22 protein-coding genes are annotated in these 25,563 nt (G+C 72.3%); 11 read left to right on the top strand and 11 right to left on the bottom strand.

Annotation, left to right across the window (positions count from 1 at the left end; translation table 11 throughout):
• Positions 1 to 159 precede the first annotated feature (159 nt).
• Together EF903_RS03840 and EF903_RS03835 are read left to right on the top strand one after the other, a co-directional pair.
• Positions 160 to 1,200 (top strand): 3-isopropylmalate dehydrogenase, encoded by a 1,041-nt coding sequence (locus EF903_RS03840; RefSeq protein WP_125541155.1) that lies wholly within the window; start codon positions 160 to 162, stop codon positions 1,198 to 1,200.
• A 234-nt stretch (positions 1,201 to 1,434) separates the two neighbouring features.
• Positions 1,435 to 2,520, top strand: coding sequence for a branched-chain amino acid aminotransferase (locus EF903_RS03835; RefSeq protein WP_125541154.1), 1,086 nt, complete (start codon positions 1,435 to 1,437; stop codon positions 2,518 to 2,520).
• Positions 2,521 to 2,606: 86 nt separating this feature from the next.
• Here the strand turns inward: EF903_RS03835 and EF903_RS33815 are convergent, their stop codons facing one another.
• Positions 2,607 to 2,759, bottom strand: a complete 153-nt coding sequence (locus EF903_RS33815; protein WP_185902509.1) for a hypothetical protein — start codon at positions 2,757 to 2,759, stop codon at positions 2,607 to 2,609.
• Between the two features lie 45 nt (positions 2,760 to 2,804).
• Positions 2,805 to 4,238: a cytosine permease gene (locus EF903_RS03830; protein ID WP_125541153.1), complete on the bottom strand. Its 1,434-nt coding sequence runs from the start codon at positions 4,236 to 4,238 to the stop codon at positions 2,805 to 2,807.
• A 156-nt stretch (positions 4,239 to 4,394) separates the two neighbouring features.
• On the opposite strand from EF903_RS03830, the gene ureA reads away from it, so the two are divergent.
• The 6 genes from ureA (at position 4,395) to EF903_RS03795 (ending at position 11,849) form a co-directional block, all read left to right on the top strand.
• Positions 4,395 to 5,123: an urease subunit gamma gene (gene ureA, locus EF903_RS03825; protein WP_125541152.1), complete on the top strand. Its 729-nt coding sequence runs from the start codon at positions 4,395 to 4,397 to the stop codon at positions 5,121 to 5,123.
• The gene (locus EF903_RS03820; RefSeq protein ID WP_125541151.1) at positions 5,120 to 6,853 is read left to right on the top strand and encodes an urease subunit alpha; all 1,734 of its coding nucleotides are present in this window, start codon (positions 5,120 to 5,122) and stop codon (positions 6,851 to 6,853) included. The genes ureA and EF903_RS03820 overlap by 4 nt, the downstream gene beginning before the upstream one ends.
• A gap of 28 nt (positions 6,854 to 6,881) precedes the next feature.
• Positions 6,882 to 7,928, top strand: a complete 1,047-nt coding sequence (locus EF903_RS03815) for an agmatine/peptidylarginine deiminase (RefSeq protein WP_125541150.1) — start codon at positions 6,882 to 6,884, stop codon at positions 7,926 to 7,928.
• A gap of 28 nt (positions 7,929 to 7,956) precedes the next feature.
• The gene (locus tag EF903_RS03810) at positions 7,957 to 8,565 is read left to right on the top strand and encodes a TetR/AcrR family transcriptional regulator (RefSeq protein WP_125541149.1); all 609 of its coding nucleotides are present in this window, start codon (positions 7,957 to 7,959) and stop codon (positions 8,563 to 8,565) included.
• Between the two features lie 283 nt (positions 8,566 to 8,848).
• On the top strand, positions 8,849 to 10,471 hold the full coding sequence (gene cimA, locus EF903_RS03800) for a citramalate synthase (protein ID WP_125541147.1): 1,623 nt from the start codon (positions 8,849 to 8,851) through the stop codon (positions 10,469 to 10,471).
• Between the two features lie 79 nt (positions 10,472 to 10,550).
• The gene (locus EF903_RS03795) at positions 10,551 to 11,849 is read left to right on the top strand and encodes a hypothetical protein (RefSeq protein ID WP_125541146.1); all 1,299 of its coding nucleotides are present in this window, start codon (positions 10,551 to 10,553) and stop codon (positions 11,847 to 11,849) included.
• 39 nt (positions 11,850 to 11,888) lie between these two features.
• Here EF903_RS03795 and EF903_RS03790 read toward each other — a convergent pair whose 3' ends face one another.
• Positions 11,889 to 12,515: a YceI family protein gene (locus tag EF903_RS03790; protein WP_125541145.1), complete on the bottom strand. Its 627-nt coding sequence runs from the start codon at positions 12,513 to 12,515 to the stop codon at positions 11,889 to 11,891.
• A 242-nt stretch (positions 12,516 to 12,757) separates the two neighbouring features.
• Here EF903_RS03790 and EF903_RS03785 point away from each other — a divergent pair, with 242 nt between their 5' ends.
• Together EF903_RS03785 and EF903_RS03780 are read left to right on the top strand one after the other, a co-directional pair.
• The gene (locus EF903_RS03785; protein WP_125541144.1) at positions 12,758 to 14,341 is read left to right on the top strand and encodes an acyl-CoA carboxylase subunit beta; all 1,584 of its coding nucleotides are present in this window, start codon (positions 12,758 to 12,760) and stop codon (positions 14,339 to 14,341) included.
• Positions 14,342 to 14,360: 19 nt separating this feature from the next.
• Complete coding sequence (locus EF903_RS03780; protein WP_125541143.1) at positions 14,361 to 14,564, top strand: acyl-CoA carboxylase subunit epsilon; 204 nt, start codon at positions 14,361 to 14,363, stop codon at positions 14,562 to 14,564.
• A gap of 175 nt (positions 14,565 to 14,739) precedes the next feature.
• On the opposite strand, the gene EF903_RS03775 is transcribed toward EF903_RS03780, so the two are convergent.
• The 8 genes from EF903_RS03775 to EF903_RS03740 all read right to left on the bottom strand — a co-directional run bounded on the left by EF903_RS03775 (position 14,740) and on the right by EF903_RS03740 (position 24,784).
• Positions 14,740 to 15,321, bottom strand: a complete 582-nt coding sequence (locus tag EF903_RS03775; protein WP_037792108.1) for an ATP/GTP-binding protein — start codon at positions 15,319 to 15,321, stop codon at positions 14,740 to 14,742.
• The gene (locus EF903_RS03770) at positions 15,302 to 15,697 is read right to left on the bottom strand and encodes a DUF742 domain-containing protein (RefSeq protein ID WP_125541140.1); all 396 of its coding nucleotides are present in this window, start codon (positions 15,695 to 15,697) and stop codon (positions 15,302 to 15,304) included. Before EF903_RS03770 ends, EF903_RS03775 begins: the two co-directional genes overlap by 20 nt.
• 150 nt (positions 15,698 to 15,847) lie before the next feature.
• Positions 15,848 to 16,261, bottom strand: a complete 414-nt coding sequence (locus EF903_RS03765; protein WP_114058494.1) for a roadblock/LC7 domain-containing protein — start codon at positions 16,259 to 16,261, stop codon at positions 15,848 to 15,850.
• Positions 16,262 to 16,271: 10 nt separating this feature from the next.
• Positions 16,272 to 19,439 (bottom strand): nitrate- and nitrite sensing domain-containing protein, encoded by a 3,168-nt coding sequence (locus tag EF903_RS03760; protein WP_125541142.1) that lies wholly within the window; start codon positions 19,437 to 19,439, stop codon positions 16,272 to 16,274.
• A gap of 292 nt (positions 19,440 to 19,731) precedes the next feature.
• The gene (locus EF903_RS03755) at positions 19,732 to 20,313 is read right to left on the bottom strand and encodes an ATP/GTP-binding protein (protein WP_125541141.1); all 582 of its coding nucleotides are present in this window, start codon (positions 20,311 to 20,313) and stop codon (positions 19,732 to 19,734) included.
• A complete protein-coding gene (locus tag EF903_RS03750) occupies positions 20,294 to 20,689 on the bottom strand; it encodes a DUF742 domain-containing protein (RefSeq protein ID WP_125541140.1) in 396 nt (131 codons plus the stop codon). The genes EF903_RS03755 and EF903_RS03750 overlap by 20 nt, the downstream gene beginning before the upstream one ends.
• Positions 20,690 to 20,839: 150 nt before the next feature.
• Positions 20,840 to 21,253: a roadblock/LC7 domain-containing protein gene (locus EF903_RS03745; RefSeq protein WP_125541158.1), complete on the bottom strand. Its 414-nt coding sequence runs from the start codon at positions 21,251 to 21,253 to the stop codon at positions 20,840 to 20,842.
• Positions 21,254 to 21,262: 9 nt separating this feature from the next.
• Positions 21,263 to 24,784, bottom strand: a complete 3,522-nt coding sequence (locus EF903_RS03740) for a nitrate- and nitrite sensing domain-containing protein (protein ID WP_260614771.1) — start codon at positions 24,782 to 24,784, stop codon at positions 21,263 to 21,265.
• Positions 24,785 to 25,350: 566 nt separating this feature from the next.
• Between EF903_RS03740 and EF903_RS03735 the strand changes: the two genes are divergently transcribed.
• The gene (locus EF903_RS03735; protein WP_125541138.1) at positions 25,351 to 25,539 is read left to right on the top strand and encodes a hypothetical protein; all 189 of its coding nucleotides are present in this window, start codon (positions 25,351 to 25,353) and stop codon (positions 25,537 to 25,539) included.
• The last annotated feature ends 24 nt before the right edge of the window (positions 25,540 to 25,563 follow it).

Raw genomic sequence — 25,563 nt, 5'->3', positions numbered from 1 at the left:
GTGCCGCTGTATGTCTCCGCAATTACTCGGACTTCCTACTATCTGAGACGGCCAATCCTCCGAACGCCCCCGCCCGCCGCACCGATCGCCCACGACACGCACTGTCCGCATGATGGACGCAATATGTCTGAGGGCTGGGACACGGAGTACGGTTCCGACATGTCGACCAGCATCAATCTCGCAGTGATCCCCGGTGACGGCATCGGCCAGGAAGTCGTGGCCCAGGGCCTGAAGGTCCTCGCCGCCGTCCTGCCCCAGGACGTGAAGCTGGAGACCAGGGAGTACGACCTCGGCGCCCGGCGCTGGCACCGCACCGGCGAGACCCTGCCGGACGCGGAGCTGGAGGCGCTCAAGGCCCACGACGCGATCCTGCTCGGCGCCATCGGCGACCCCTCGGTCCCGTCCGGCGTCCTGGAGCGCGGCCTGCTGCTGAAGCTCCGCTTCGCCTTCGACCACTTCGTCAACCTGCGCCCGTCGAAGCTGTTCCCGAACACGGCCACCCCGCTCGCCGGCCGCCCGGAGATCGACTTCGTCGTGGTCCGGGAGGGCACCGAGGGCCCGTACACCGGCAACGGCGGCAGCCTGCGCACCGGCACCCCCGCCGAGGTCGCCACCGAGGTCAGCGTCAACACCGCCTACGGCGTCGAGCGCGTCGTCCGCGACGCGTACGAGCGGGCCGCCGCCCGCCCCCGCAAGAAGCTGACGCTCGTCCACAAGAACAACGTCCTCGTGTACGCCGGGCACATGTGGAAGAACATCTTCGACAAGGTGGGCCGCGAGTACCCGCAGGTCACCACCGACTACCTGCACGTCGACGCCGCGACGATCTTCTTCGTCACCCAGCCCGAGCGCTTCGACGTCATCGTCACGGACAACCTCTTCGGCGACATCCTCACCGACCTGGCCGCGGCCGTGACCGGCGGCATCGGCCTCGCCGCCTCGGGGAACATCAACCCCACCGGCGACTTCCCCTCCATGTTCGAGCCCGTCCACGGCTCGGCCCCCGACATCGCCGGCACCGGCAAGGCCGACCCCACCGCGACCGTCCTGTCCGTCGCCCTGATGCTGCGCCACCTCGGGTACGAGGAGCAGGCCGCCCGCATCGAGGACGCGGTCGCCGCCGACCTCGCGGAGCGCGACGGCACCTTCCGCAACACGGATCAGATCGGCGACTCGCTCGCCGCACGAGTAGCCGGCTGACCCGGCTGCCCCCGCTCCAGGAAGCCGCCGGGTCGCGCGACCACCGCACCCGGCGGCTTTTCCTGCGCGGCCCCGGGTGCCACCATCTCCCCTGGGCCGCACACCTCCCCGCTTCACCGAAGCCGCCTCGCGCGCGATAATCGAACGCGAGACCGCGGAATGCGGGGAAAGCTCGGACGTCCTGTACGCCGTGAGCGCGGTCCGCCCTACCCAACCGGTGAAGGACAAGCACTCATGACGACGCCCACGATCGAGCTCAAGCCCTCCTCGAACCCGCTGTCCGATGCGGAGCGCGAGGCGATCCTGGCTAGCCCCGGCTTCGGCCGCCACTTCACCGACCACATGGTGACGATCAAGTGGACCGAGGGGCGCGGCTGGCACGACGCGGAGCTCGTCCCCTACGCGCCGCTGTCGATCGACCCCGCGAACATGACGCTGCACTACGCGCAGACGATCTTCGAGGGGCTGAAGGCCTACCGCCAGCCCGACGGCACCGTCGCCACCTTCCGCCCCGAGGCCAACGCCGAGCGCTTCCAGGCCTCCGCCCGCCGCATGGCCATGCCGGAGCTGCCGACCGAGCTCTTCATCGAGGCCTGCGACGCCCTCATCAAGCAGGACAGCGCCTGGGTGCCCTCCTCCGGCGAGGCCTCCCTGTACCTGCGCCCCTTCATGTTCGCCACCGAGGTCGGCCTCGGCGTCCGCCCGGCCAACGAGTTCCTGTTCATGGTCATCGCCTCCCCGGCCGGCGCCTACTTCGCCGGAGGCGTCAAGCCCGTCTCCGTCTGGCTCTCCGAGGAGTACGTGCGCGCGGTCAAGGGCGGCACCGGCGCGGCCAAGACCGGCGGCAACTACGCGGCGTCCCTCGTCGCGCAGGCGCAGGCCGCCGCGCACGGCTGCGACCAGGTGGTGTGGCTCGACGCCGTCGAGCACCGCTGGATCGAGGAGATGGGCGGCATGAACCTGTACTTCGTGTACGGCGACCGCATCGTCACCCCGGAGCTGACCGGCTCGCTCCTGCCCGGCATCACCCGCGACTCGCTCCTCACCATCGCCCGCGACCTCGGCTACACCGCCGAGGAGGGGCGCATCTCCACCGAGGACTGGAAGCGCGACAACGAGAACGGCACCCTGACCGAGGTGTTCGCCTGCGGCACGGCCGCCGTCATCACCCCCGTCGGCTCCGTCAAGTCCGAGAAGGCCTCCTGGACGCAGGGCGACGGCGAGCCCGGCGAGGTCACCATGAAGCTCCGCAAGGCGCTGCTCGACCTCCAGACCGGCCACCGCGCCGACACCCACGGTTGGATGCACCCCCTCGGCTAGCCGGCAGCCGCCTGCCGCAACGGCGAAGGCCCCCCGCGCGCCGCGCGGGGGGCCTTCGCCGTTGCGGGCAGGGCGGGGGAGCCCGGTCAGCGCTCCTCGTCCGCCGCGTCCCGGCGCCGCTCGTCCTTGCGGCGGTCGCTGCCGTCGGGGACGGCGCCCACCAGGAAGTCGCCGAAGGCGTAGGCCAGGCCGGCGACCCCCTTGACGATCCTGCCCGCCACGTACACCAGCTCTTCCACGGCGCCTCCCCTTGGCTGTGTTCTCCGGTCGTGCCCTCGTCGTGCCTACTCGGCCGCCGCGGCGGCGGCGACCGGCCCCGCCGGCTCCGCGGCCGCGGTGCTCTGCGGCCGGACCGCCAGTGCCGCGTACACCGCGCCGCCGACCAGCCCCGACAGGACGAAACTGCAGTCCACTCCGCCGGTCAGGGCCAGCAGGGGGCACTCGTACAGCGGTGTCGACACGGCGGCCAGGCCGACCCCGGCGCCCGCCGCCCAGGAGGCGGTGGCGCGCAGGTTCCACCCGCCGCTGTACCAGTAGACGCCGCCGCGGGCCCGGCGGTTGAACACCTGGAGGGATTCGGCGTCGTACTCCCCGCGGCACAGGCGGTGGCCGATCAGGGTGATCACGGCCCACGGGGTGCCGATCGCGGTCAGCAGCAGCACGAACGAGGTCATGGCGGACTGCACGTCCCACTCGAAGGAGCCGACGAAGACGAAGGCGGTGGCGACGGCGGCCGCGGCCAGCGTGGCCGTCGCGCGCGTGGCCCGGGGCACGATGGCGTCGAGGTCGAGGCCCATCGAGTAGAGCATCAGCCCCGCGTTGCCGACCGAGCCGGCGGCCGCGGCGGCCAGCAGCGGCACCAGGTACCACAGGGGTGCGGCGGCGACCAGCGGTCCCGCGTAGTCGGCGCCCGCGCGGGCGGCGAGCGCGGTGTACGTGCCGAACAGCTGCGGCACGAGCAGGCCGGCGAGCAGCCCGAGGCAGGTGGCCCGCAGCACCTTGCGGGGGTGGTGCCGGCGCGGCGAGATGTAGCGGGTGTAGTCGCCCAGCAGGGTGATGAAGGCGACGGGGCCGCTGAGCCCCGCCGCGACGGCGGCCAGCAGCCATGTCGGCCAGAACGAGCCGAGCAGGTAGCCGGTCCCCGGCGGGGCGGCGGCGGTGAAGCCGGGCGCGTAGGCGGCGACGCCGAGGGCCAGCAGGAGGAGCATGGCGACGGAGAGCAGCTTGCTCATCCGCAGCAGCAGCCGGTAGCCGAAGACGGCGGCGGCCGCGGTGAACACCGCGAGCCCGCCGTACATCGCCGCCCGCACGGCCCCGGTGTCCGGCAGGCCGGTCAGCCGGGCGAGGGCGGCGGCCATGACGTCGCCGCCGATCCACAGCGTCAGGGCGGTGTAGCCGAGGGAGAGCAGCAGCCCCACCACCGAGCCGACGAGCCGGCCGCGGACCCCGAACCGGGCGCCGCTGGAGGTGGAGAGGTTGGTGGCCGTGCGCAGGGAGACCAGGGCGAGCGGCGCGGTGAAGGCGATGCCGGCGAGGGTTCCGGCCACGATGGCGGTGACGGACGGGACCAGGCCCAGCCCGAAGGACGGGGGCAGCCAGCCGAACACGATCACGCCGAGGCACAGATTGGAGCCGAGCAGGATCGCGACGAGGTCGCGGGGGCCGCTGGTCCGCTCCTCCTCCGGGATGGTGTCGACTCCGCGCTGTTCTATGGGCATGGGGGACTCCCTTGGGCAGGGCGGGGGGTGGTGGCGCTTCGTTTGAGCGGCATTCAATGTGACCCAGGCCCTGCTGTCCGGTCAATGGTTCCGTGCCACGCATTCCAGAGTTAGAGTGATGCTCTAACCCATCGAGGCAAAAGGTGGTGGATCGGCGTGCGGCTGACCCCTACGGAGCGCGACCGCCTGCTGTTGCGCAGCGCCGCGGAACTGGCCCGGGCCCGGCGGGCCCGCGGACTCCGCCTCAACGTCCCCGAGGCCACGGCGCTCGTCGCGGACACCGTGTGCGAGGCCGCCCGCGACGGAAAGCGCCTGGCGGAGGCCATCGAGGAGGCGTCCCGCGTCCTCGGCCCGGACGACGTCCTGCCCGGCGTCGCCGACGTGGTCACCGAAGTGCACGTCGAGGCCGTCTTCGACGACGGCTCCCGCCTCGCGGTGGTCCCCTCGCCGATCCGCGGCGCCGCCCTCCTCGGCGACGACGCCCCCGGCGCCGTCGTACCCGGCCCCGGCGCCCCGCAGCCGGAGCCGGCCCTCCGGCTGCGGGTGCGCAACACCGCCGCCGTGCCGGTGAGCGTCACCAGCCACTTCCACTTCTTCGAAGCCAACCCGCGCCTCGACTTCGACCGGGCCGCCGCCTACGGCATGCGCCTGTGCGTCCCCGCCGGATCGTCCGTCCGGTTCGATCCGCACGGCGAGGGCGAGGTCGGCCTCGTCCCCCTCGGCGGCGACCGCATCGCCATCGGCTTCGCGGGGCTCGTCGACGGGCCGCTCGACGCCCCGGGAGCCAAGGAGGAGGCCCTGCGCCGGGCCGCCGCATGCGGCTACCTGGGCGCGGAGACGGCAGGCGGCCGCCCGGCGGGCGCCGGGGAAGGAGAGCGGGCATGAGCAGGCAGACCAGGCACAGCGACCACTGCGCGCCGGGCAGCCGGCACATCGACCCGCACGAGTACGCCGCCGTCTTCGGCCCCCGTGCGGGCGACCGGGTCCGCCTCGGCGACTCGGGGCTGACCGTCCGCGTCGAGCACGACGCGCAGAAGCCGGGCGACGAGTTCCTCGCCGGCTTCGGCAAGACCGCCCGCGACGGACTGCACCTGAAGGCCGCCGCCGTCCGGGAGACCTGCGACGTCGTCATCAGCAACGTCCTCGTCATCGACGCCGTCCTCGGCATCCGCAAGGTGTCCGTCGGCATCCGCGAGGGCCGCATCCACGCCATCGGCCGCGCCGGCAACCCCGACACCCTCGACGGCGTCGACGTCGTCGTCGGCACCGGGACGAGCATCGTCTCCGGCGAAGGCCTGATCGCCACCGCCGGGGCGGTCGACACCCACGTCCACCTGCTCTCCCCGCGCGTCATGGAGGCCTCGCTCGCGGCCGGAGTCACCACCGTCATCGGCCAGGAGTTCGGGCCCGTCTGGGGCGTCGGAGTCAACTCGCCCTGGGCGCTGAGGCACGCCTTCAACGCCTTCGACGCCTGGCCCGTCAACATCGGCTTCCTCGCGCGCGGCTCCTCCTCCGACCCGGCCCCCCTGGTGGAGGCCCTCGCCGAGGGCGGCGCGAGCGGGTTCAAGGTCCACGAGGACATGGGCGCCCACACCCGCGCACTCGACACCGCCCTGCGCGTGGCCGAGGAGCACGACGTCCAGGTCGCCCTGCACTCGGACGGCCTGAACGAGTGCCTCTCCGTCGAGGACACCCTGCGCGTCCTGGAAGGCCGCACCATCCACGCCTTCCACATCGAGGGCTGCGGCGGCGGGCACGTCCCCAACGTGCTGAAGATGGCGGGCGTGCCGAACGTCATCGGCTCCTCCACCAACCCCACGCTGCCCTTCGGCCGGGACGCCGTCGCCGAGCACTACGGCATGATCGTCTCCGTCCACGACCTCAAGCCGGACCTGCCCGGGGACGCCGCGATGGCCCGCGACCGGATCCGCGCCGGCACCATGGGCGCCGAGGACGTCCTCCACGACCTGGGCGCCATCGGCATCACCTCCTCCGACGCCCAGGGCATGGGCCGGGCCGGGGAGACCGTGCGCCGCACCTTCGCCATGGCCGCCAAGATGAAGGCGGAGCTCGGCCCGATGGACGGCGACGGCGAGGGCGACGACAACGCCCGCGTCCTGCGCTACATGGCCAAGCTCACCATCAACCCGGCGATCGCCCACGGCCTGGCCCACGAGATCGGCTCCATCGAGGTCGGCAAACTGGCCGACATCGTGCTGTGGCGCCCGCAGTTCTTCGGCGCCAAGCCGCAGCTCGTCCTCAAGTCCGGCTTCCCCGCGTACGGCGTCACCGGCGACCCCAACGCCGCCACCGACACCTGCGAGCCGCTCGTCCTCGGGCCGCAGTTCGGGGCGTACGGGGCCACGGCCGCGGACATCTCCGTCGCGTTCGTCTCGGCGGCCGCCGCGGCCCTCGGCGGCGACGCGATGCCCACGCGCCGCCGCCGCGTCGCCGTCCGCGGCACCCGCGGCATCGGCCCCGCCGACCTCCTGCTCAACTCCCGGACCGGCGCGGTCGACGTCGACGCCCGCACCGGGCTCGTCACCCTCGACGGCGACCCGCTGCACTCGGCCGCGGCCGACTCGGTCGCCCTCAACCGCCTGTACTTCCTCTGAGCCGGCCCACCCCTTAAGGACCCCCGCCATGACCAACCCTGTCGCCGACGGATTCCGCATGCCCGCCGAGTGGACGCCCCACGAGCGGACCTGGATGGCCTGGCCCAGCCCCAACCCCACCTTCACCGACGAGCGCGAACTCGCGGAGGCCCGCGAGGCGTGGGGCGCCGTCGCCCGCGCGGTGCGCGTCCACGAGCCGGTGACGCTGGTCGCGGCCCCGGGCGACGCCGAGGGCGCCAGGGCAATGGCCGGAGCCGGCCCCGGCCACCCCCTCACGGTCGTCGAGCGGGAGCTCGACGACGCCTGGATGCGCGACATCGGCCCCACCTTCGTCACCGACGGCCGGGGCGGCCTCGCCGCCGTCGACTGGACGTTCAACGGCTGGGGCGCCCAGGAGTGGGCCCGCTGGGAGCACGACTCCAAGATCGCCCGGCACGTCTCCGACCTGGCCGGCAGCCGCACCTACAGCACCCCGCTGGTCAACGAGGGCGGAGCCCTGCACGTCGACGGCGAGGGCACGGTCCTGCTCACCGACACCGTCCAGCTGGGCCAGGGCCGCAACCCCGGCTGGACCCGCGAGCAGGTCGAGGCCGAGATCCACGCCCACCTCGGCACCACCAAGGCCATCTGGCTGCCGTACGGCCTCGCCGGCGACTACGGCACCTACGGCACCCAGGGCCACGTCGACATCGTCGCCGCCTTCGCCCGCCCCGGGGTCGTCGTCGTGCACACCCAGCCGGACCCGGCCCACCCCGACCACGAGCGCTGCAAGACCATCGCCGCCCTCCTGCGCGCCGCGACCGACGCGCGGGGCCGCCGCCTGGAGGTCGTCGAGGTGCCCGCGCCGACCGTCCTGGAGGCGGACGGCGAGTGGGTCGACTACTCCTACATCAACCACTACCTCTGCAACGGCGGCGTCGTGCTGTGCGCCTTCGGCGACCCCCGCGACGAGGAGGCCGCCGGGATCTTCCGCGGCCTGTTCCCCGACCGGACCGTGACGCTCGTCGACGCACGTACGATTTTCGCCGGGGGTGGCGGCATCCACTGCATCACCCAGCAGCAGCCGAAGGTGTGACCTGCGGCCGATCGACGAGGAGTGGCCCATGGCGGCGGGTGGAGCACGAGCGGCGCGGAAGAACGCGCCGCCGCGCGAGGACGTCCTCGCCGCCGCGATGGCCACCATCGCCGAGCGCGGCCTGGACGGCCTGACCATGGCCGGCCTGGGCCGCCAGGTCGGCATGAGCAGCGGCCACCTCCTCTACTACTTCGGCAGCAAGGACGAGCTGCTGCTGCAGACGCTGGAGTGGAGCGAGGCCGCCCTCGGCGCCGAGCGGCGGGCCCTGCTGGCCCGCCGCGGCACGGCCCGCGAGCGCCTGGAGGCGTACGTCGACCTGTACGTGCCCGACGGGGCCCGCGACCCGCACTGGACGCTCTGGCTGGAGGTGTGGAACCGCTCGCAGGACGCCGGCCCCGGCGAGCGGGAGCGGCAGGCCGCCATCGAGGGCGCCTGGCACCGCGACCTGGTCGCCCTCCTGGCCGAGGGCATCTCGCGCGGCGAGTTCAAGGCGGTGGACCCCGACCGCCACGCCTCCCGGCTGCGGGCCCTGCTGGACGGGTTCAGCATCCAGGTCGCCGTCGGGCTGCCCGGCATCGGGCGGCGCGACATCCTCGACCACGTCTCGGAATTCCTTGATCAGTCTCTCGTATCGTGAGACGGCCCGGACGGCCCGCGGCACGGTGTGCCAGACTGCCGACGTGCTTGCTCAGCTCATGATTATCGGCAGCAGCGCGCCGGTCCGCAGTGACCGCTGAACCCGTGGAAGACCTTCGCGGCGGCGGCCACCGTGCCCCTGACCCGCGCGCAGACCTCTCGCACCCGCGAGGGGTCTTTTCGTTTACCGGCGCCCATCGGGCCGGGACGGCAGCGCGCGCGATGATGGGGGCAGTGGAACCCGGGCACCCGGAAACCACTCACCCGACAGGAGTCAGACCCGCATGACGACGACACAGGCCACCGCGCCCGTGCAGGGACCCGACGACGGCTTCCACGTCTTCGACACGACCCTGCGCGACGGCGCCCAGCGCGAGGGCATCAACCTCACCGTCGCGGACAAGCTGACCATCGCCCGGCACCTGGACGACTTCGGAGTGGGCTTCATCGAGGGCGGCTGGCCCGGCGCCAACCCCCGCGACACCGAGTTCTTCGCCCGTGCCCGCGCCGAGATCGACTTCAAGCACGCCAAGCTCGTCGCCTTCGGCGCGACCCGGCGGGCCGGCGGCACCGCCGCCGAGGACCCGCAGGTGCGCGCCCTCCTGGAGTCCGGCGCACCGGTGATCACCCTCGTCGCGAAGTCCCACGACCGGCACGTCGAGCTCGCCCTGCGCACCACCCTCGAAGAGAACCTGGAGATGGTCCGCGACACCGTCTCCCACCTCGTGGCCGCCGGCCGCCGCGTCTTCGTCGACTGCGAGCACTTCTTCGACGGGTACCGGGCCAACGCCGAGTACGCCAAGGCCGTCGTCCGCACCGCCCACGAGGCCGGCGCCGACGTCGTCATCCTCTGCGACACCAACGGCGGCATGCTGCCCGCGCAGATCACCGCCACCGTCTCCACGGTCCTCGCCGACACCGGCGCCCGCCTCGGCATCCACGCCCAGGACGACACCGGCTGCGCCGTCGCCAACACGCTCGCCGCCGTCGACGCGGGCGCCACCCACGTCCAGTGCACCGCGAACGGCTACGGCGAGCGCGTCGGCAACGCCAACCTCTTCCCCGTCGTCGCCGCCCTGGAGATCAAGTACGGCCGGCGCGTCCTGCCCGACGGGGCCCTCGCCGAGATGACCCGCATCTCGCACGCCATCGCCGAGGTCGTCAACCTCACCCCCTCCACCCACCAGCCGTACGTCGGCGTCTCCGCCTTCGCGCACAAGGCCGGCCTGCACGCCTCCGCCATCAAGGTCGACCCCGACCTCTACCAGCACATCGACCCCGAGCGCGTCGGCAACACCATGCGCATGCTGGTCTCCGACATGGCCGGCCGCGCCTCCATCGAGCTCAAGGGCAGGGAGCTCGGCGTCGACCTCGGCGGCGACCGCGCCCTGATCGCCCGCGTCGTCGAGCGCGTCAAGGAGCGGGAGCTCGCCGGCTACACGTACGAGGCGGCCGACGCCTCCTTCGAGCTGCTGCTGCGCGCGGAGGCCGAGGGCCGGGCCCGCAGGTACTTCCGCACCGAGTCCTGGCGCGCGATCGTCGAGGACCGCCCGGACGGCACCCACGCCAACGAGGCCACCGTGAAGCTGTGGGCCAAGGGCGAGCGGATCGTCGCCACCGCGGAGGGCAACGGCCCCGTCAACGCCCTGGACCGGGCGCTGCGGGTGGCCCTGGAGCGCTTCTACCCGCAGCTGGCCAAGTTCGAGCTGACCGACTACAAGGTGCGCATCCTGGAGGGCACGCACGGCACGGAGTCCACGACCCGCGTGCTGATCTCCACCACGGACGGCGTCCGCGAGTGGAGCACGGTGGGCGTCGCCCCGAACGTGATCGCGGCATCCTGGCAGGCCCTGGAGGACGCCATCACGTACGGCCTCCTGCACGCGGGGGTCGAGCCGGCCGAGTAGGCCACCGGGCTCACCGGAATCCTGGATTCCCCTACACCCGATTCGTTCGGAAATCACCCGTTACGGGTAGCTTCGGGGTATGAGGACCAGGCTGATATCCGTGTTCGCCGGTCTGCTGCTGTCCCTGTCCGCGGCCGCCCTCGCGGCCGCCCCGCAGGCCGCGGCGGCAACCGGCCCCGCCGCGGTCGCGGAGGCCTTCGAACGGGGCCCCGTCTACGTCGACCCCGGAGCCGCCGGCCAGCTCTCCCGGGAGCAGGCCGACGCGCTCGCGAAGAAGATCGAGGATGCGGACAAGCCGGTGTTCGTCGCCGTCCTGCCCGCCACCGGAGAGTTCCCGCCCGACAGCGTGCTGCGCACCGTCCGGGCCCAGACCGGCATCGCCGGCGTCTACGCGATCCGGCTCGGAGACGGCTTCGACGCCGGAGCGGACCGGGCCGTCATGCCGGCGAGCGCCGTACGAAGCCTCACCGACGCGGTGAAGGCCGGCGGCCCCGTGGACGCGGCCACCCAGCTCGACAACTTCGTGGACCAGGCTCTCGCCCAGGCCAGGGGCCGCGCACCCGCCTCCTGGGACGGCGGAACCGGCGGCGGCGTCCCCGTCGGCGGACTGGTGACCCTCGGCGTGCTCGCCCTGGCGGGCGGCGGCGGGGCGTACGCGGTCTCGCGGCGGCGCCGCCGCAGGCGGGAGGAAGAGGAGCGCGAGGCCGTCGAGAAGCTCCGCGTCGTCGTCGACGAGGACATCACCGTCTTCGGCGAGGAACTCGACCGGCTGGACTTCCACCCCGGCGAACCCGGCGCCGACGACGCCATGCGCACCGACTACGCCCGCGCCCTCGACGCGTACGAGAAGGCCAAGGACATCATGGCCGCGGTCAACCGGCCCGACGAGGTCAGAGGCGTCACCGAGGCCCTGGAGGACGGCCGCTTCGCCCTCGCCCGGCTCGACGCGTGCCGGCGCGGGGCCCCGCTGCCCGAGCGGAGGCCGCCCTGCTTCTTCGACCCGCGCCACGGGCCGAGCACCGAGGACGGCGACTGGACGCCGCCCGGCGGGACGCCGCGCAGCGTGCCGGTGTGCGCGGCGGACGCGGTCCGGCTGCGCGAGGGCCGGGACCCGGCGGTGCGGACGGTCGACACCGAGTACGGGCCGCGCCCCTACTACGACGCCGGCCCGGTCTACGGCCCCTGGGCCGGCGGGTACTTCGGCGGCGGGCTGCTCCCCGGCCTGCTGATGGGCACGATGCTGGGCTCGATGATGGCCGGCCCGGCGTACGCCTCGGACTACGGCGGCGGCTTCGAGGGCGGCGACTTCGGCGCCTCGGACTTCGGCGGCGGGGACTTCTTCGGCGGCGGCGGCTTCGACGGCGGGGGCGGCTTCTAGCCGCCCCCGGGAGGTCCGGTGGTGCTGCCCGGTGCCGCGTCAGGCGGCCGGGTTCTGCTTGACCGCCGAGATGTCGAAGGTCAGCTTGACCTTGTCGCTGACCATGACGCCGCCGGCCTCCAGGGCGGCGTTCCAGGTCAGGCCCCAGTCGGAGCGCAGGATCTCGGCGGCGCCCTCGAACCCGACGCGCTCGTTGCCGTAGGGGTCGGTGGCGGCGCCGCCGAACTCCAGGTCGATCGAGAGCGGGCGGGTCACGTCCTTGATGGTCAGGTCGCCGGTCATCCGGTACGTGTCCGCGCCGATCCGGGCCGCCGAAGTGGACCGGAAGGTCATCAGCGGGAACTGCTCCGCGGCGAAGAAGTCCTCGCCCCGCAGGTGGGCGTCGCGGTCGCCGATGCCCGTGTCGACCGAGGCGATCTTGACGTCGATCGAGGCGGTGGAGCGCGACGGGTCGCCGCCGTCCAGGTGCAGCGAGCCCGAGTAGTCGCCGAAGCTGCCGCGGACGTTGGTCACCATCGCGTGGCGGACGGTGAAGCCGATGCTGCTGTGCGCGGGGTCGATGGCGTAGTCGCCGGTGAGGGCGGCCAGCGCCGGGTCGGCGGCGGGGGCGTTCGCGGGAACGTCGGCGAAGACGGACTGCTCGGTGCGCCGGGTGAAGATGCCCATGGTGTGCTCCTCGGTAGTTGGTTCAACCTTCAACGACATCCACACTAGAAGGATTCCGTTTAACTTTCAACTTCTCTGGGGCGCCCATGCAGCTTTTATGGAGATCCCACAATCGGCACGGGTCTCAGATGGTGGTCTCCCTGCACTCGTCCGTGGTTCTGTGCGGGCCGGACAGCGGAACACGGCCGAGACTGTGTGGAACCAACGGAGGATTTCCATGGCGCGCTTCGTAAGGTCGGTACATGACCGTTGTGGACCAGACCCCCAGCGAGCCGACGGACGCCCGCGGGCGCGTGGCCGAGCTGCACTCCCTGCGCGAGCAGGCGCGGCGTGGACCCAGTGACCGCGCCACCGAGGCCCAGCACGCCAAGGGCAAGCTGACGGCCCGCGAGCGCATCGCGCTCCTGCTCGACGAGGGCTCCTTCAAGGAGGTCGAGCAGCTGCGCCGCCACCGGGCGAGCGGCTTCGGCCTGGAGGCGAAGAAGCCCTACACGGACGGTGTCGTCACCGGCTGGGGAACGGTCGAGGGCCGCACGGTCTTCGTCTACGCCCACGACTTCCGCATCTTCGGCGGTGCGCTCGGCGAGGCCCACGCCACCAAGATCCACAAGATCATGGACATGGCCATCGCCGCCGGCGCCCCGCTGGTCTCCCTCAACGACGGCGCCGGCGCCCGCATCCAGGAGGGCGTCTCCGCCCTCGCCGGATACGGCGGCATCTTCCAGCGCAACACCCGGGCCTCCGGCGTCATCCCGCAGATCTCGGTCATGCTCGGCCCCTGCGCCGGCGGCGCCGCGTACTCGCCGGCCCTCACGGACTTCGTGTTCATGGTCCGCGACACCTCGCAGATGTTCATCACCGGCCCCGACGTCGTCCGCGCCGTCACCGGCGAGGAGATCTCCCAGAACGGCCTCGGCGGCGCGGACGTGCACGCCGAGACCTCCGGCGTCGCGCACTTCGCGTACGACGACGAGGAGACCTGCATCTCCGAGGTCCGCTACCTCATCTCGATGCTCCCCTCGAACAACCGCGAGAACCCGCCCGTCCACGAGACCACCGACCCCGCCGACCGGCGCTCGGACGTCCTGCTGGACCTGGTCCCCGCCGACGGCAACCGCCCGTACGACATGCACAAGGTCATCGAGGAGCTCGTCGACGACGGCGACGTCCTGGAGATCCACGAGCGCTGGGCCCGCAACATCATCTGCGCCCTCGCCCGCCTCGACGGCCAGGTCGTCGGCATCGTCGCGAACCAGCCGGCCCACCTCGCGGGCGTCCTCGACATCGAGGCCTCCGAGAAGGCCGCGCGCTTCGTCCAGATGTGCGACGCCTTCAACATCCCGATCGTCACCCTGCTCGACGTCCCCGGCTTCCTGCCCGGCGTCGACCAGGAGCACGGCGGCATCATCCGCCACGGCGCCAAGCTGCTCTACGCGTACTGCAACGCCACCGTGCCGCGCATCTCGCTCATCCTGCGCAAGGCCTACGGCGGCGCCTACATCGTCATGGACTCCCAGTCCATCGGCGCCGACCTCACCTACGCCTGGCCCACCAACGAGATCGCGGTCATGGGCGCCGAAGGCGCCGCGAACGTCATCTTCCGCAAGCAGATCGCCGAGGCGGAGGACCCCGAGGCCATGCGCGCGCGCATGGTCAAGGAGTACAAGGCCGAGCTGATGCACCCGTACTACGCGGCCGAGCGCGGCCTCGTCGACGACGTCATCGACCCGGCGGAGACCCGCGAGACGCTGATCGGCGCCCTCGCGATGCTCCGCAGCAAGCACGCCGACCTGCCGTCCCGCAAGCACGGCAACCCGCCGCAGTAACGAAGGAGATCTGCCACCGATGAGCATGACCGCCGACACCCTGCTGCGCGTCGAGAAGGGCAACGCCGCCCCCGAGGAGCTGGCCGCGATCACCGCGATCCTGCTGGCCCGCGCCGCGGCCGTGCCCGCCCAGGACGGCCCGCGCCGCCCGCGCTCCCAGGCCGGCTGGCGCCGCCTGGAGCGCACCCCCGGCTTCCGCGCCCCGCACAGCTGGCAGGGCTGACCCCGCCGAGCCGCCCGTCAGGCCCCGCACCCCGCGAAGGGTGCGGGGCCTGACGCATGCCTGCGGGGATGCGCGGGGCAGCGGCCCCCGCCGGGCCACCCGGCCCGGGTACGGCGAAGGCCCCCGGTCCGGCGGTGGACTCGGGGGCCTTTCGCGTACGCGTGCGCCGCGGGGACTACCGCAGCCGTGCCATGAGGGCGTGTTCGACGAGCGTGATGAGGGCGCTCTTGGCGTCGGCGCGGTGGCGGGCGTCGGTGGTGATGATGGGGGCGTCGGGGCCGATCTGGAGTGCTTCGCGGACTTCTTCGGGGGTGTAGGGCTGGTGTCCGTCGAAGCCGTTGAGGGCGATGACGAAGGGGAGGCCGCTGTTTTCGAAGTAGTCGACGGCGGGGAAGCAGTCGGCGAGTCGGCGGGTGTCGACGAGGACGACGGCGCCGATGGCGCCGCGGACGAGGTCGTCCCACATGAACCAGAAGCGGTCCTGTCCGGGGGTGCCGAACAGGTAGAGGATGAGGTCCTGGTCCAGGGTGATGCGGCCGAAGTCCATGGCGACGGTGGTGGTCGTCTTGTCCCCGGTGTGGGTGAGGTCGTCGATGCCGGCGGAGGCGCTGGTCATGACGGCTTCGGTGCGCAGGGGGTTGATCTCGGAGACCGCGCCGACGAACGTGGTCTTGCCCACGCCGAAGCCGCCCGCCACCACGATCTTCGCGGAGGTGGTGGAGCGAGCCGCCCCGCCGTTAGAGCTTGCGAAGTCCACTGAGCACCCTTTCGAGCAGTGTCACGTCCGGCGTACCGCCGGCCTCTCCGTTGCCCGGCTGGTGGATGGCCACCATGCCGGCCTCTGCCAGGTCGGCCACCAGGATGCGCGCCACGCCGAGTGGCATCGACAGCAGGGCGGAGACCTCCGCGACCGACTTGACCTCGCGGCACAGCGTGCAGATGCGCTGGTGCTCGGGCAGCAGGCCGGACAGGTGCATCGGATCGGCGGTCGTGCTGACCAGCGCCTCGATGGCGAGCTGGTAGCGGGGCCGGGTCCGGCCGCCCGTCATCGCGTACGGGCGCACAAGCGGCTGGTCGCCCTCCGAGTACGACGAGTCGTCGTACGCATCGGAGTAGGCGGGGGGCGGGGTCATTGATCCTCCGGGCTGGACAGCAGTGGTCAGCGTGCCGTCTGACGGGGCGGCCGGTGGGGGGACGGTATGACGGCCTGGCGGTGGTACTGGATCCCGGGGCGGGGCCCCGGTCCCCCGGCCGGAAGTACCGTCCGGCCGGGGGATGGTGGGTCAGTTGAGAAGGCTTCCCTGCAGTTCGGCGCGCAGGTCCGGGGTGAGGACCGTGCCTGCGCGGTCGACGAGGAGGGCCATCTCGTAGCCGACGAGGCCGATGTCGCACTCGGGGTGCGCGAGCACCGCGAGCGAGGACCCGTCGGAGATGGACATGAGGAAGAGGAATCCCCGGTCCATCTCGACCACGGTCTGGTTGACGGCGCCGCCCTCGAAGATGCGGGAGGCTCCGGCGGTCAGCGAGGTCAGTCCGGAGGCCACGGCCGCCAGCTGGTCGGCGCGGTCGCGCGGGAATCCGTCGGACATCGCCAGAAGGAGGCCGTCGGCGGAGACCACCACCGTGTGGGACACCCCGGGGGTGTTGTCCACGAAGTTGGTGATCAACCAGTTCAGGTTCTGTGCCGCCTGGCTCATCGGGCTCACACTAACGCTCCTGGTCATAGCTGTTACTTGACTGCTCAGTACCCGCGCTGCGTCCCTGCTGGACACCGCGCCGCAGGTTGCTCAACCTGCCGCGGACGTCCTCCGGAGCGCGGGAGACCTGGGGGCCGCCCTGCGGGGTCGTCTCCGCGGAGCCCTCGACCAGGTTGGCCTTGGGCACCCGCCGAGGGAGACCGGACGGGGTGACCCCGCCCGCCTTCGGCTCGCGGAGCTTTCCGGCCTGCTGCCAGCGCTCGTCGTTCTTCGAGCGCCAACCCGGGCCGGCCTCCTCGTCCGCCTTCGGGGCGGCGGCCTGCTGCTGTCGCTGCGGCCGCTGCTCGAAGAGGGATCCGGGGGACTCCGCTTCCTGCTGCGCCGGCTGCCACTGCTGCTGGCTGCCGCGGCGCGGCAGGCCCGCTCCGGTCAGTGCGTGACCGGTGTCGGCAGCGGCGCCCGGACGGTCGAAGCCTACGCGGTCCGCGGCGGGTTCGGGAGCGACGGGGGGTTCCGATTCGGTCCCGTACCCCTGGTCGTAGCCCTCGGAGTAGGTGTTCTGCTCCGGCCAGGCACCGTGCTGAGCCTGGGTTTCGTAACCGCCCTGGTATGCCTGGGAGTCCTGGTGCGGCTCCTGGTAGCCGGCTTCCGCATAACCGTAGTCCTGCTGCGGGTACGCCTCGTAGCCCTGCTGCTGGTGGTGCGCCTGACCGTTGTCGTAGGCCGGGTCGTAGACGGGAGCCGACTGCCCGCCGTACTCCGGGTACTCCTGGTACCCGTGTTCCGGCTGCGGTTCCGCATACTCCTGCTCGGGCTGCTCCTGGCCGCCCTGCGGCTGGTGGAGCTGGGCGGCGAGGGCCGCGCGGCGCTCCTGGTGCCCCAGGGAGCGGCCCACCGGGCCCGCGGGGCCCCCGTCGGCGTCGTAGCGGGAGTCGTCGAAGCCGAGCTCGGCCGCCGTGCGCAGCGGGGCGTCCTGCTCGGCCGCCTGCTGCGGGATCATCGAGGAGACGGTGAACTCGTCGTCCGGGATGCCCTCGCCGCCGCCACCGTGGGTGATGGCGTCCGGGAGCATGATCAGCGACGTGGTGCCGGCGGCCTCGCCCGAGGGGCGCAGCTGGACGCGGATGTTGTGCCGGTCCGCCAGGCGGCCGACCACGAAGAGGCCCATGCGCTGCGAGATCGCGGCGTCCACGGTCGGCGGGTTGGCGAGCTTGTGGTTGATGTCCGCGAAGTCCTCGGCGGTCAGGCCGATGCCCTTGTCGTGGATCTCGACCATGACGCGGCCGTCGGGCAGACGCGTGGCGTTCACGCGGACCTTGGTCTGCGGGGAGGAGAACGTGGTGGCGTTCTCCAGCAGCTCGGCGAGCAGGTGCACGAGGTCGGTCACGGCCTGGCCGTGGATCTCGGCGTCGGAGACGCCCTCGAACTCGATGCGCTCGTACTGCTCCACCTCCGAGGAGGCGGCGCGCAGGACGTCCACGAGGGGGACCGGCTGGTCCCAGCGGCGGCCCGGCTCCTCGCCCGCGAGGATGAGGAGGTTCTCGCCGTTGCGGCGCATGCGGGTGGCCAGGTGGTCCAGGCGGAAGAGGTTCTCCAGCTGGTCCGGGTCGGCCTCGTTGTTCTCCAGGTCGGTGATGAGGGTCAGCTGGCCCTCGATCAGCGACTGGTTGCGCATGGAGAGGTTCGTGAAGATCGCGTTGACGTTGCCCCGCAGGAGGGCCTGCTCCGCGGCGAGGCGGACCGCCTCGCGGTGGACCTGGTCGAAGGCGCGGGCGACCTCGCCGATCTCGTCCCGGGAGTCGATCGGGATCGGGGCGACCCGGGTGTCGACCTTGCCCGGGTCGGTGCGGGAGAGCTGGTCGACGAGCGCCGGCAGGCGCTGCTCGGCCACGTCGAAGGCGGCGGAGCGCAGGCGGCGCATCGAGCGGCTCATCTGGCGGGCCACCATGCCGGCCAGGATGAACGCGGCCAGCAGGGCCACGACCACGATGGCGCCGGTGACGACGGCGTCGTTGCGGGCGTCCTCGGAGATGGCGACGGTGTCCTTGACCGCCTTGTCGAGGAGTTCCTTCTCGATCTCGGCGTAGCCCTCGAACTTCGCCGTGGCGGCGGCCTGCCAGGCCTGCGGGGTCGTGCCGTTCTTGGCGAGCGCGGCGGGCTTCTCGCCGCCGGCTATCGCCTCGGTCATGCCGGCGAGCGCCGAGCCGCCCACGGCGGGCGGGGCCTTGAACGGGGTGCCGGCCTGCTCGGCCTGCCCCTTCGCGGCGGCGATCTTGGCCTCGCCGTCCTTCTTCTTCTTGTCCATCACCTCGCGGAGGCGGTTGACGTCCTCCTCGGTGCCCGCCGCGACGTACTCGCCGACGGCGATCTCCTCCAGGTAGGCGTACGAGGAGAAGGCGATCAGCTGGGCCTTGCGGACTTCCTCGTTCTCGCTCGGGCGGACGAGGAGGTGCGTGCCGATGGCGCGCTGGAGCGACTCGGCGGCCTTGGCGAGCTCGACCGCGTAGACCATCCGGCCGTAGCTGGTGACGTTGCCGGTGCCCAGACCCAGTTCGTTGGAGAACTGCATCAGGTAGTGCTGGACGAGGAGGTAGCCGTCCTCGGTGGGGATGGGGCCGGCCTGGGACGGGAGGTTCTTCTTCGCCGTCTCCGGGGCCGTGTAGGCGGACTTGCGGACCGCCTCCAGCTTCGGCTCCTCCTTGCGGAAGAGCTCCAGGCGGCGCTCCAGGCCCTGGTTCTCCGGGAGGTCCTTGACCGCGAGAGCGAACTTCTCCTGGGCGTCGTTGGTGGCCGCGTAGGCCTTCGCGACGGCCGGGTTGTTCTTGTCGCCCTTCAGCAGCGGCTCGGCCGTGAGGTCGCGCTCGTTGAGCAGGGCCTGGCCGTACTCCGCCGCCGCCTGCACGACGCGGGCGGTCTTCTCGGCGTCCTTGGCCTCGTTCCAGGTGTCGATGGACCCCTTCACCTGGAAGCCGCCCATGACCAGTCCGACGAGGACGGGCAGGAGCAGGATGGCGTTCAGACGGGTCGCCACACGCCAGTTGCGGGGCGAGAACCTGCTGGTGCTGCCCTTCGCCGGCGGGTCCGCGGGCACGTCGACGGGCGGTGCGGCCGCGCGCTGCGGCGGGGTGAAGTTGCCGCGCGCGGATTCATCCGCGGGGCTCGAGCTGCTTCGCCTCACTCGACCAACAACCTCTCGGCGGTGCTACTAGCTGGTTAGTTGAATTCCAGCACGGTGAACGGCCGTGTTCCAAACAGTCCGGCCGTGCGGCCCGGACGGCCCGACGGCCTACGTAAAACGGACATAAAGAGTGACCGGCGGTGAAAACGGGAACGCTCGTGCGCACAGCGGTACCACCCGACCGCACCCCGTGCCCGGCAGCGGGCAATTCTCTGTCGAAACGTTATGAACGAGCAGGGCGGGCCGTGTCGTACGACACAGCCCGCCCCGCCGCGCACACATGCCCGCCCCGTTACTTCAGCCGTGCCATGAGGGCGTGTTCGACGAGCGTGATGAGGGCGCTCTTGGCGTCGGCGCGGTGGCGGGCGTCGGTGGTGATGATGGGGGCGTCGGGGCCGATCTGGAGTGCTTCGCGGACTTCTTCGGGGGTGTAGGGCTGGTGTCCGTCGAAGCCGTTGAGGGCGATGACGAAGGGGAGGCCGCTGTTTTCGAAGTAGTCGACGGCGGGGAAGCAGTCGGCGAGTCGGCGGGTGTCGACGAGGACGACGGCGCCGATGGCGCCGCGGACGAGGTCGTCCCACATGAACCAGAAGCGGTCCTGTCCGGGGGTGCCGAACAGGTAGAGGATGAGGTCCTGGTCCAGGGTGATGCGGCCGAAGTCCATGGCGACGGTGGTGGTCGTCTTGTCCCCGGTGTGGGTGAGGTCGTCGATGCCGGCGGAGGCGCGCGTTCTGACGGCGTTGGGGCGCAGGGGGTTGATCCCGGAGCCCGCGCCGACGAAGGTGGTCTGGCCCACGCCGAAGCCCCCCGCCACCACGATCTTCGCGGAGGTGGTGGAGCGAGCCGCCCCGCCGTTAGAGCTTGCGAAGTCCACTGAGCACCCTTTCGAGCAGTGTCACGTCCGGCGTACCGCCGGCCTCTCCGTTGCCCGGCTGGTGGATGGCCACCATGCCGGCCTCTGCCAGGTCGGCCACCAGGATGCGCGCCACGCCGAGTGGCATCGACAGCAGGGCGGAGACCTCCGCGACCGACTTGACCTCGCGGCACAGCGTGCAGATGCGCTGGTGCTCGGGCAGCAGGCCGGACAGGTGCATCGGATCGGCGGTCGTGCTGACCAGCGCCTCGATGGCGAGCTGGTAGCGGGGCCGGGTCCGGCCGCCCGTCATCGCGTACGGGCGCACAAGCGGCTGGTCGCCCTCCGAGTACGACGAGTCGTCGTACGCATCGGAGTAGGCGGGGGGCGGGGTCATTGATCCTCCGGGCTGGACAGCAGTGGTCAGCGTGCCGTCTGACGGGGCGGCCGGTGGGGGGACGGTATGACGGCCTGGCGGTGGTACTGGATCCCGGGGCGGGGCCCCGGTCCCCCGGCCGGAAGTACCGTCCGGCCGGGGGATGGTGGGTCAGATGAGCAGGCTTCCCTGGAGCTCGGCGCGCAGGTCCGGGGTGAGGACCGTGCCTGCGCGGTCGACGAGGAGGGCCATCTCGTAGCCGACGAGGCCGATGTCGCACTCGGGGTGCGCGAGCACCGCGAGCGAGGACCCGTCGGAGATGGACATGAGGAAGAGGAATCCCCGGTCCATCTCGACCACGGTCTGGTTGACGGGCCCGCCCTCGAAGATGCGGGAGGCTCCGGCGGTCAGCGAGGTCAGTCCGGAGGCCACGGCCGCCAGCTGGTCGGCGCGGTCGCGCGGGAATCCGTCGGACATCGCCAGAAGGAGGCCGTCGGCGGAGACCACCACCGTGTGGGACACCCCGGGGGTGTTGTCCACGAAGTTGGTGATCAACCAGTTCAGGTTCTGTGCCGCCTGGCTCATCGAACTCAACTAACGCTCCTGCTGGTAAGTGGGGTCGATGTGGTAGCTGCCGGTCGCCGGGCCGTTGTTTCCGGCCTGGCGGCCCTGCTGGATACCGCGTCGGAGGTTGGTCAGACGGCCGCGGACGTCGTCCGGGGCGCGCGAGACCTGGGGACCGGCCTGAGTGTCGGTCTGCTGCTGCGCGGTGCCGGCCGTGCCCCAGCAGCCGCAGGCCGCCGCCCCGGCGGCCTGCGGCTGCTGGGGCACGGCCGGCACCTGGCCGGTGGGGCGGTGGCCCTCCGGCTGGTACCAGTTCGACTCCAGCGACTCGAAGATCGGGCTGCGCTCGGGGCCGCGGCCGGGAGCCGGCGGCAGCGCCTCGGGCTGCTGCGGCTGCGGCAGCTGCGGGGGCTGGGGCTGCTGCTGCGGCTGCTGCGGGGCGAAGCCGCCGGCGCCGGGGCCGCCGGGCCGCGGGGCCTGGAAGTCCTGGCGGGCGAACTGGCCCGTCGCGGACGGGTCCGCGGCGCGCGCGTCGGGACGTGCGAACTGCCCCGTCGTGCTGTTGCCGCCCATGCCCTGCGGGGGCGGGGCGTTGAAGTCCGGGCGCGGGAACTCCGCCGTCGAGCCGGGGCCCGAGAGCTCGTCGTGGCCGCGCGGGAAGTCCTGGCCGCCCTGGCCGCCCTGGCGCGCCGGGTCGGCGCCCCAGCTGGTGGTCTGCGGGGCACCCGTGCCCGGCAGTTCCGGGCGGGCGGCGCCGCCGCGCGGCGGAAGCTGCGGCCGCGGGCCGCGCTGGGCCGGGGCCGCGGGGGGCGCCGCGGGAGCGGAGGCCGGACCCGAGGGGGCCGCGGGCTGCGGCGGCTGCGGCCGCTCGAAGCCGCTGCCCTGCGCGAAGCCGGCGGGTGCGGAAGCCGGGGGAGCCGCAGCGGGGCGCTGCTGGAGCCCGGAAGCCCCCGGACCGCCCGGGGCGCCCGGGCCCTGGCCGGGGCCGCCGGCCGGAGCGCGGTTCGGCATCGGGGCACCGCCGCCGAAGCCGCCCTGGTCCTGCCCCGCCGGAGCGGCGGGCATGCCGGGGCCGCCCTGGGGGCGGCCGCCGGGAGCGCCCTGCTGCGGGCGGCCGCCCTGCGGGCCGCCCGCGCCGCGCTGGCCGGCCAGTGCCGCGCGCTGGCCCATGGCCGCGGCCACACCGCTGCGCTGGGGAGCGGCGCCTACGCCCTGGCGTGCACCGCCGGCCGGGCCGGAGCTCTGGCCCGCGGGGGCACCGGGACCGCCCTGCGGACCCGCGGCGCCCTGGCCGCCGGGACCGCCGGGGCCGCCCGGCTTCTTGCCGCCCTGGGCGACGTCCACCGGCAGCATGACGAGGGCCGTGGTGCCGCCCGAGTCGGACGGGCGCAGCTGGATGCGGATGCCGTGTCGCAGGGACAGGCGGCCGACCACGAAGAGGCCCATGCGGCGGGAGACGGAGACGTCCACGGTCGGCGGTGCGGCGAGCCGCTCGTTGATCGCGGCGAGGTCCTCGGGGGACAGGCCGATGCCGGTGTCGTGGATCTCGACCAGCACGCGGCCGTCGGGCAGCGCGTGGCCGGTGACCTTCACCTTGGTCTGCGGGGAGGAGAACGACGTGGCGTTCTCCAGCAGCTCGGCGAGCAGGTGCACGAGGTCGTTGACGACGCGGCCCGCGACGTCGGTGCCCGGCACCGACGCCAGCTCGATGCGCTCGTACTGCTCCACCTCGGACGCCGCGGCGCGGAGCACGTCGACGAGCGGCACGGGGCGCGTCCACCGGCGGCCCGGCTCCTCGCCCGCGAGGACGAGGAGGTTCTCGCCGTTGCGGCGCATGCGGGTGGCGAGGTGGTCGAGCTTGAAGAGCGAGGACAGCTGGTCCGGGTCGGCCTCGCGGGACTCCAGCTCGGAGATGAGCGAGAGCTGGCGCTGGATGAGGCCCTGCGAGCGGCGCGAGAGGTTGGTGAACATCGCGTTGACGTTGCCCCGCAGGAGGGCCTGCTCGGCGGCGAGGCGGACCGCCTCGCGGTGCACGTCGTCGAAGGCCGCGGCCACCTGGCCGATCTCGTCGCGGGTGTGCAGGCCGACGGACTCCACGGACGTGTCGACGTCCTGCGGGTCGGACTCGGAGAGCTGCTTGACGAGCTCGGGCAGGCGGTCCTGGGCGACCCGGGTCGCGGTGTCCTGCAGGCGGCGCAGCGAGCCGATCATGGACCGGGCCATGACGAACGCGCCGACGAGGGACACGCCGAGGACGAGGAGGATCAGCGCACCGTTGATGATGGCGTCGCGCTGCGACTCGTTCTTCAGCTCGCGGGCCTTCTGCTCCATGTCCTCGAGCAGGGTCAGCTCGATGACCTTCATGGCCTGGAGCTTGGTGTCGTCCGCGTCGTACCAGTCCATCCAGGAGCGGTACTGCGTCTCCTTGGCGAACTGGTTGGGGTTCGACAGGACACGGCGGGTGTAGTGGTCCGCCTTGCCGATCTCGGGGTTGCCGTCGCCGAGCGCCGCGAGGAGGTCCTCGGAGTTGCCCTGGTAGACGAGCTCGAAGGTCTTCTTGGCCTGGCCCTCGCCGCGCTGCGCGGAGAGGGCGTACAGGCGGTCGTTCTCGGTGAGGTTGCCGGTCTTCTCGCCGCCGTCGGGCAGCGAGGCGGCGATGATGGCGCGCTGGATCGAGGCGTACTCCTTGGCGGAGGAGAACGCCGCCAGGGCGCGCGTACGCTTGATCATCTCGGGGCTGGAGGTGGCCTGCGCCATGTCCTGGGAGAGCGAGAGCAGCGAGACGATCAGCTGGTTGTACTCGGTGACGGTCTGCTGCGCGCCGTTCTGGTAGGCGTTCTTGCGGACCGTGTCCAGGCTGACGAGCTGGCGGCCGATCTGCAGGATGTTGTTGCGGATCGACTTGAGCGTCTCGTCCTTGTCCTCGGCGCTGTCGACGCGCTCGGTCGCGTTGGCGAAGGCCTTCGCGGCGGCGTCGGTCTGCGCACGGACACCCGTGACGAGCGTGTCCATCTTGCCGGACTTGTCGGTCGACAGCGGACCCGCGGAGCGGTCGCGCTCCTCCTGGAGCGCGGCGGCCAGGTTGGTGGCCTGCCGGGTCATCGTCGTCAGCAGCTGCATGTGCTCCAGCTGCTCGATGTCGTTGAGCGAGTCGTTGATACGGAAGCCGCCGAGGCTGGTGGCGGCGACGACGGGGAGGGTCAGCAGCGACACCAGGCGCGTGCTGATGCGCCAGTTCTGCATGTGCAGGCGGGAGCCGGGCCCGGGAGGGGCCGCGGGTATCGCGGTGTCCTTCTCGGCCGGGGACTCGGCCGCGGCCTTGCCCTTGCTCTTGCCCCGGGCCTTGATGCGGGTGGCCTTGCTCTTCACGCCGCCCTTCGCGCCGGCGGCGTCGGGGGCCGCACCTTCGAGGGCCGGCCCGCGGCCTTGGGCGTGCTGGGGCGAGGAGCCTCGGTCGGTCCCGCCGCGAGGCTCCTGCTCCGCCGCAGCTTCCCCTCGGCCCTGAAGGGCCTGGGGAGACCCCTTGCCATCCCGCTTGAATCGTCCCTGCACTAGCGTCGCAACCTCTGGACCAGGCGTCCCGCCGGGCGACGGTGGGACGGTGTCGAGTCGTGGGGCGCTTGCTTGCGGCCCCATGGTGGTCGTCGGTGACCGGCGCGTCATCCTTCCGTTACCGCCGCGCGGCGCGGTCTCGCGCCACCTGCGCGCCGGGGTTCTCCCGCGGCGGTCCCGCGAATTCCAGCACAGTGGCGGATCTCCAACAAGGTGCGCGTGTCGGCCCCCGGAGTCGGCCACACCATGTGATCGCCGAACTACGCAGGGTGCGAGACCTTTCGGGGTGAATCGGACTTACGCCGTCCAAACGCCACGGCTGGCAAGGTGTCCCAGTCGTAATGATCAGGAGCGGAATGGCTTATTCAGTGGCGCAATGTCCGTTTCGGCGCCCCTAGTTGACTGCCTGTTATGTCCGTATTGCCGGGTCGCTGGTGAGCAAACTCACATGACCGTGGCCAATACTTCCCGGTTCAGGCGGGGATTCCGATGTTTAGCCTTGCCCTTTACAGGGTTGAAGGAACCGACAACCCCACCCGACGACCGAGCCGAGGCCCGAGACTCCGATGAAGACGACGATGATGTTCCGCAACATAGCCAACCCGCGCCGCACCACCCTCGCGCACCTCAAGGACGCCGAGGAACTGCAGGCGCCCCAGGCTCCGGAGCACGCCGTCGAGCTGCCCACCCAGACGGCGAACCCGCGCCGCACCGTCCTCATGGACGCCCCGGCAGCCGCCCCCGCCGCCCCGTAGCACGGCAGCCAGCGGGCGCGCGAC

Origin of the sequence: Streptomyces sp. WAC05292, assembly GCF_003949955.1 — a bacterium.
Classification (GTDB): Bacteria; Actinomycetota; Actinomycetes; order Streptomycetales; family Streptomycetaceae; genus Streptomyces; species Streptomyces globosus.
This window is presented reverse-complemented; position numbering and strand designations above follow the sequence as displayed.

Excerpts from the sequence above, each read along its gene's own strand:
- EF903_RS03840 (WP_125541155.1), top strand. The coding sequence starts at position 160 with ATGTCGACCAGCATCAATCTCGCAGTGATCCCCGGTGACGGCATCGGC.
- EF903_RS03835 (WP_125541154.1), top strand. The coding sequence starts at position 1,435 with ATGACGACGCCCACGATCGAGCTCAAGCCCTCCTCGAACCCGCTGTCC.
- EF903_RS03830 (WP_125541153.1), bottom strand. The coding sequence starts at position 4,238 with ATGCCCATAGAACAGCGCGGAGTCGACACCATCCCGGAGGAGGAGCGG.
- EF903_RS03820 (WP_125541151.1), top strand. The coding sequence starts at position 5,120 with ATGAGCAGGCAGACCAGGCACAGCGACCACTGCGCGCCGGGCAGCCGG.
- EF903_RS03815 (WP_125541150.1), top strand. The coding sequence starts at position 6,882 with ATGACCAACCCTGTCGCCGACGGATTCCGCATGCCCGCCGAGTGGACG.
- EF903_RS03810 (WP_125541149.1), top strand. The coding sequence starts at position 7,957 with ATGGCGGCGGGTGGAGCACGAGCGGCGCGGAAGAACGCGCCGCCGCGC.
- cimA (WP_125541147.1), top strand. The coding sequence starts at position 8,849 with ATGACGACGACACAGGCCACCGCGCCCGTGCAGGGACCCGACGACGGC.
- EF903_RS03795 (WP_125541146.1), top strand. The coding sequence starts at position 10,551 with ATGAGGACCAGGCTGATATCCGTGTTCGCCGGTCTGCTGCTGTCCCTG.
- EF903_RS03790 (WP_125541145.1), bottom strand. The coding sequence starts at position 12,515 with ATGGGCATCTTCACCCGGCGCACCGAGCAGTCCGTCTTCGCCGACGTT.
- EF903_RS03785 (WP_125541144.1), top strand. The coding sequence starts at position 12,758 with ATGACCGTTGTGGACCAGACCCCCAGCGAGCCGACGGACGCCCGCGGG.
- EF903_RS03780 (WP_125541143.1), top strand. The coding sequence starts at position 14,361 with ATGAGCATGACCGCCGACACCCTGCTGCGCGTCGAGAAGGGCAACGCC.
- EF903_RS03770 (WP_125541140.1), bottom strand. The coding sequence starts at position 15,697 with ATGACCCCGCCCCCCGCCTACTCCGATGCGTACGACGACTCGTCGTAC.
- EF903_RS03765 (WP_114058494.1), bottom strand. The coding sequence starts at position 16,261 with ATGAGCCAGGCGGCACAGAACCTGAACTGGTTGATCACCAACTTCGTG.
- EF903_RS03750 (WP_125541140.1), bottom strand. The coding sequence starts at position 20,689 with ATGACCCCGCCCCCCGCCTACTCCGATGCGTACGACGACTCGTCGTAC.
- EF903_RS03745 (WP_125541158.1), bottom strand. The coding sequence starts at position 21,253 with ATGAGCCAGGCGGCACAGAACCTGAACTGGTTGATCACCAACTTCGTG.
- EF903_RS03735 (WP_125541138.1), top strand. The coding sequence starts at position 25,351 with ATGAAGACGACGATGATGTTCCGCAACATAGCCAACCCGCGCCGCACC.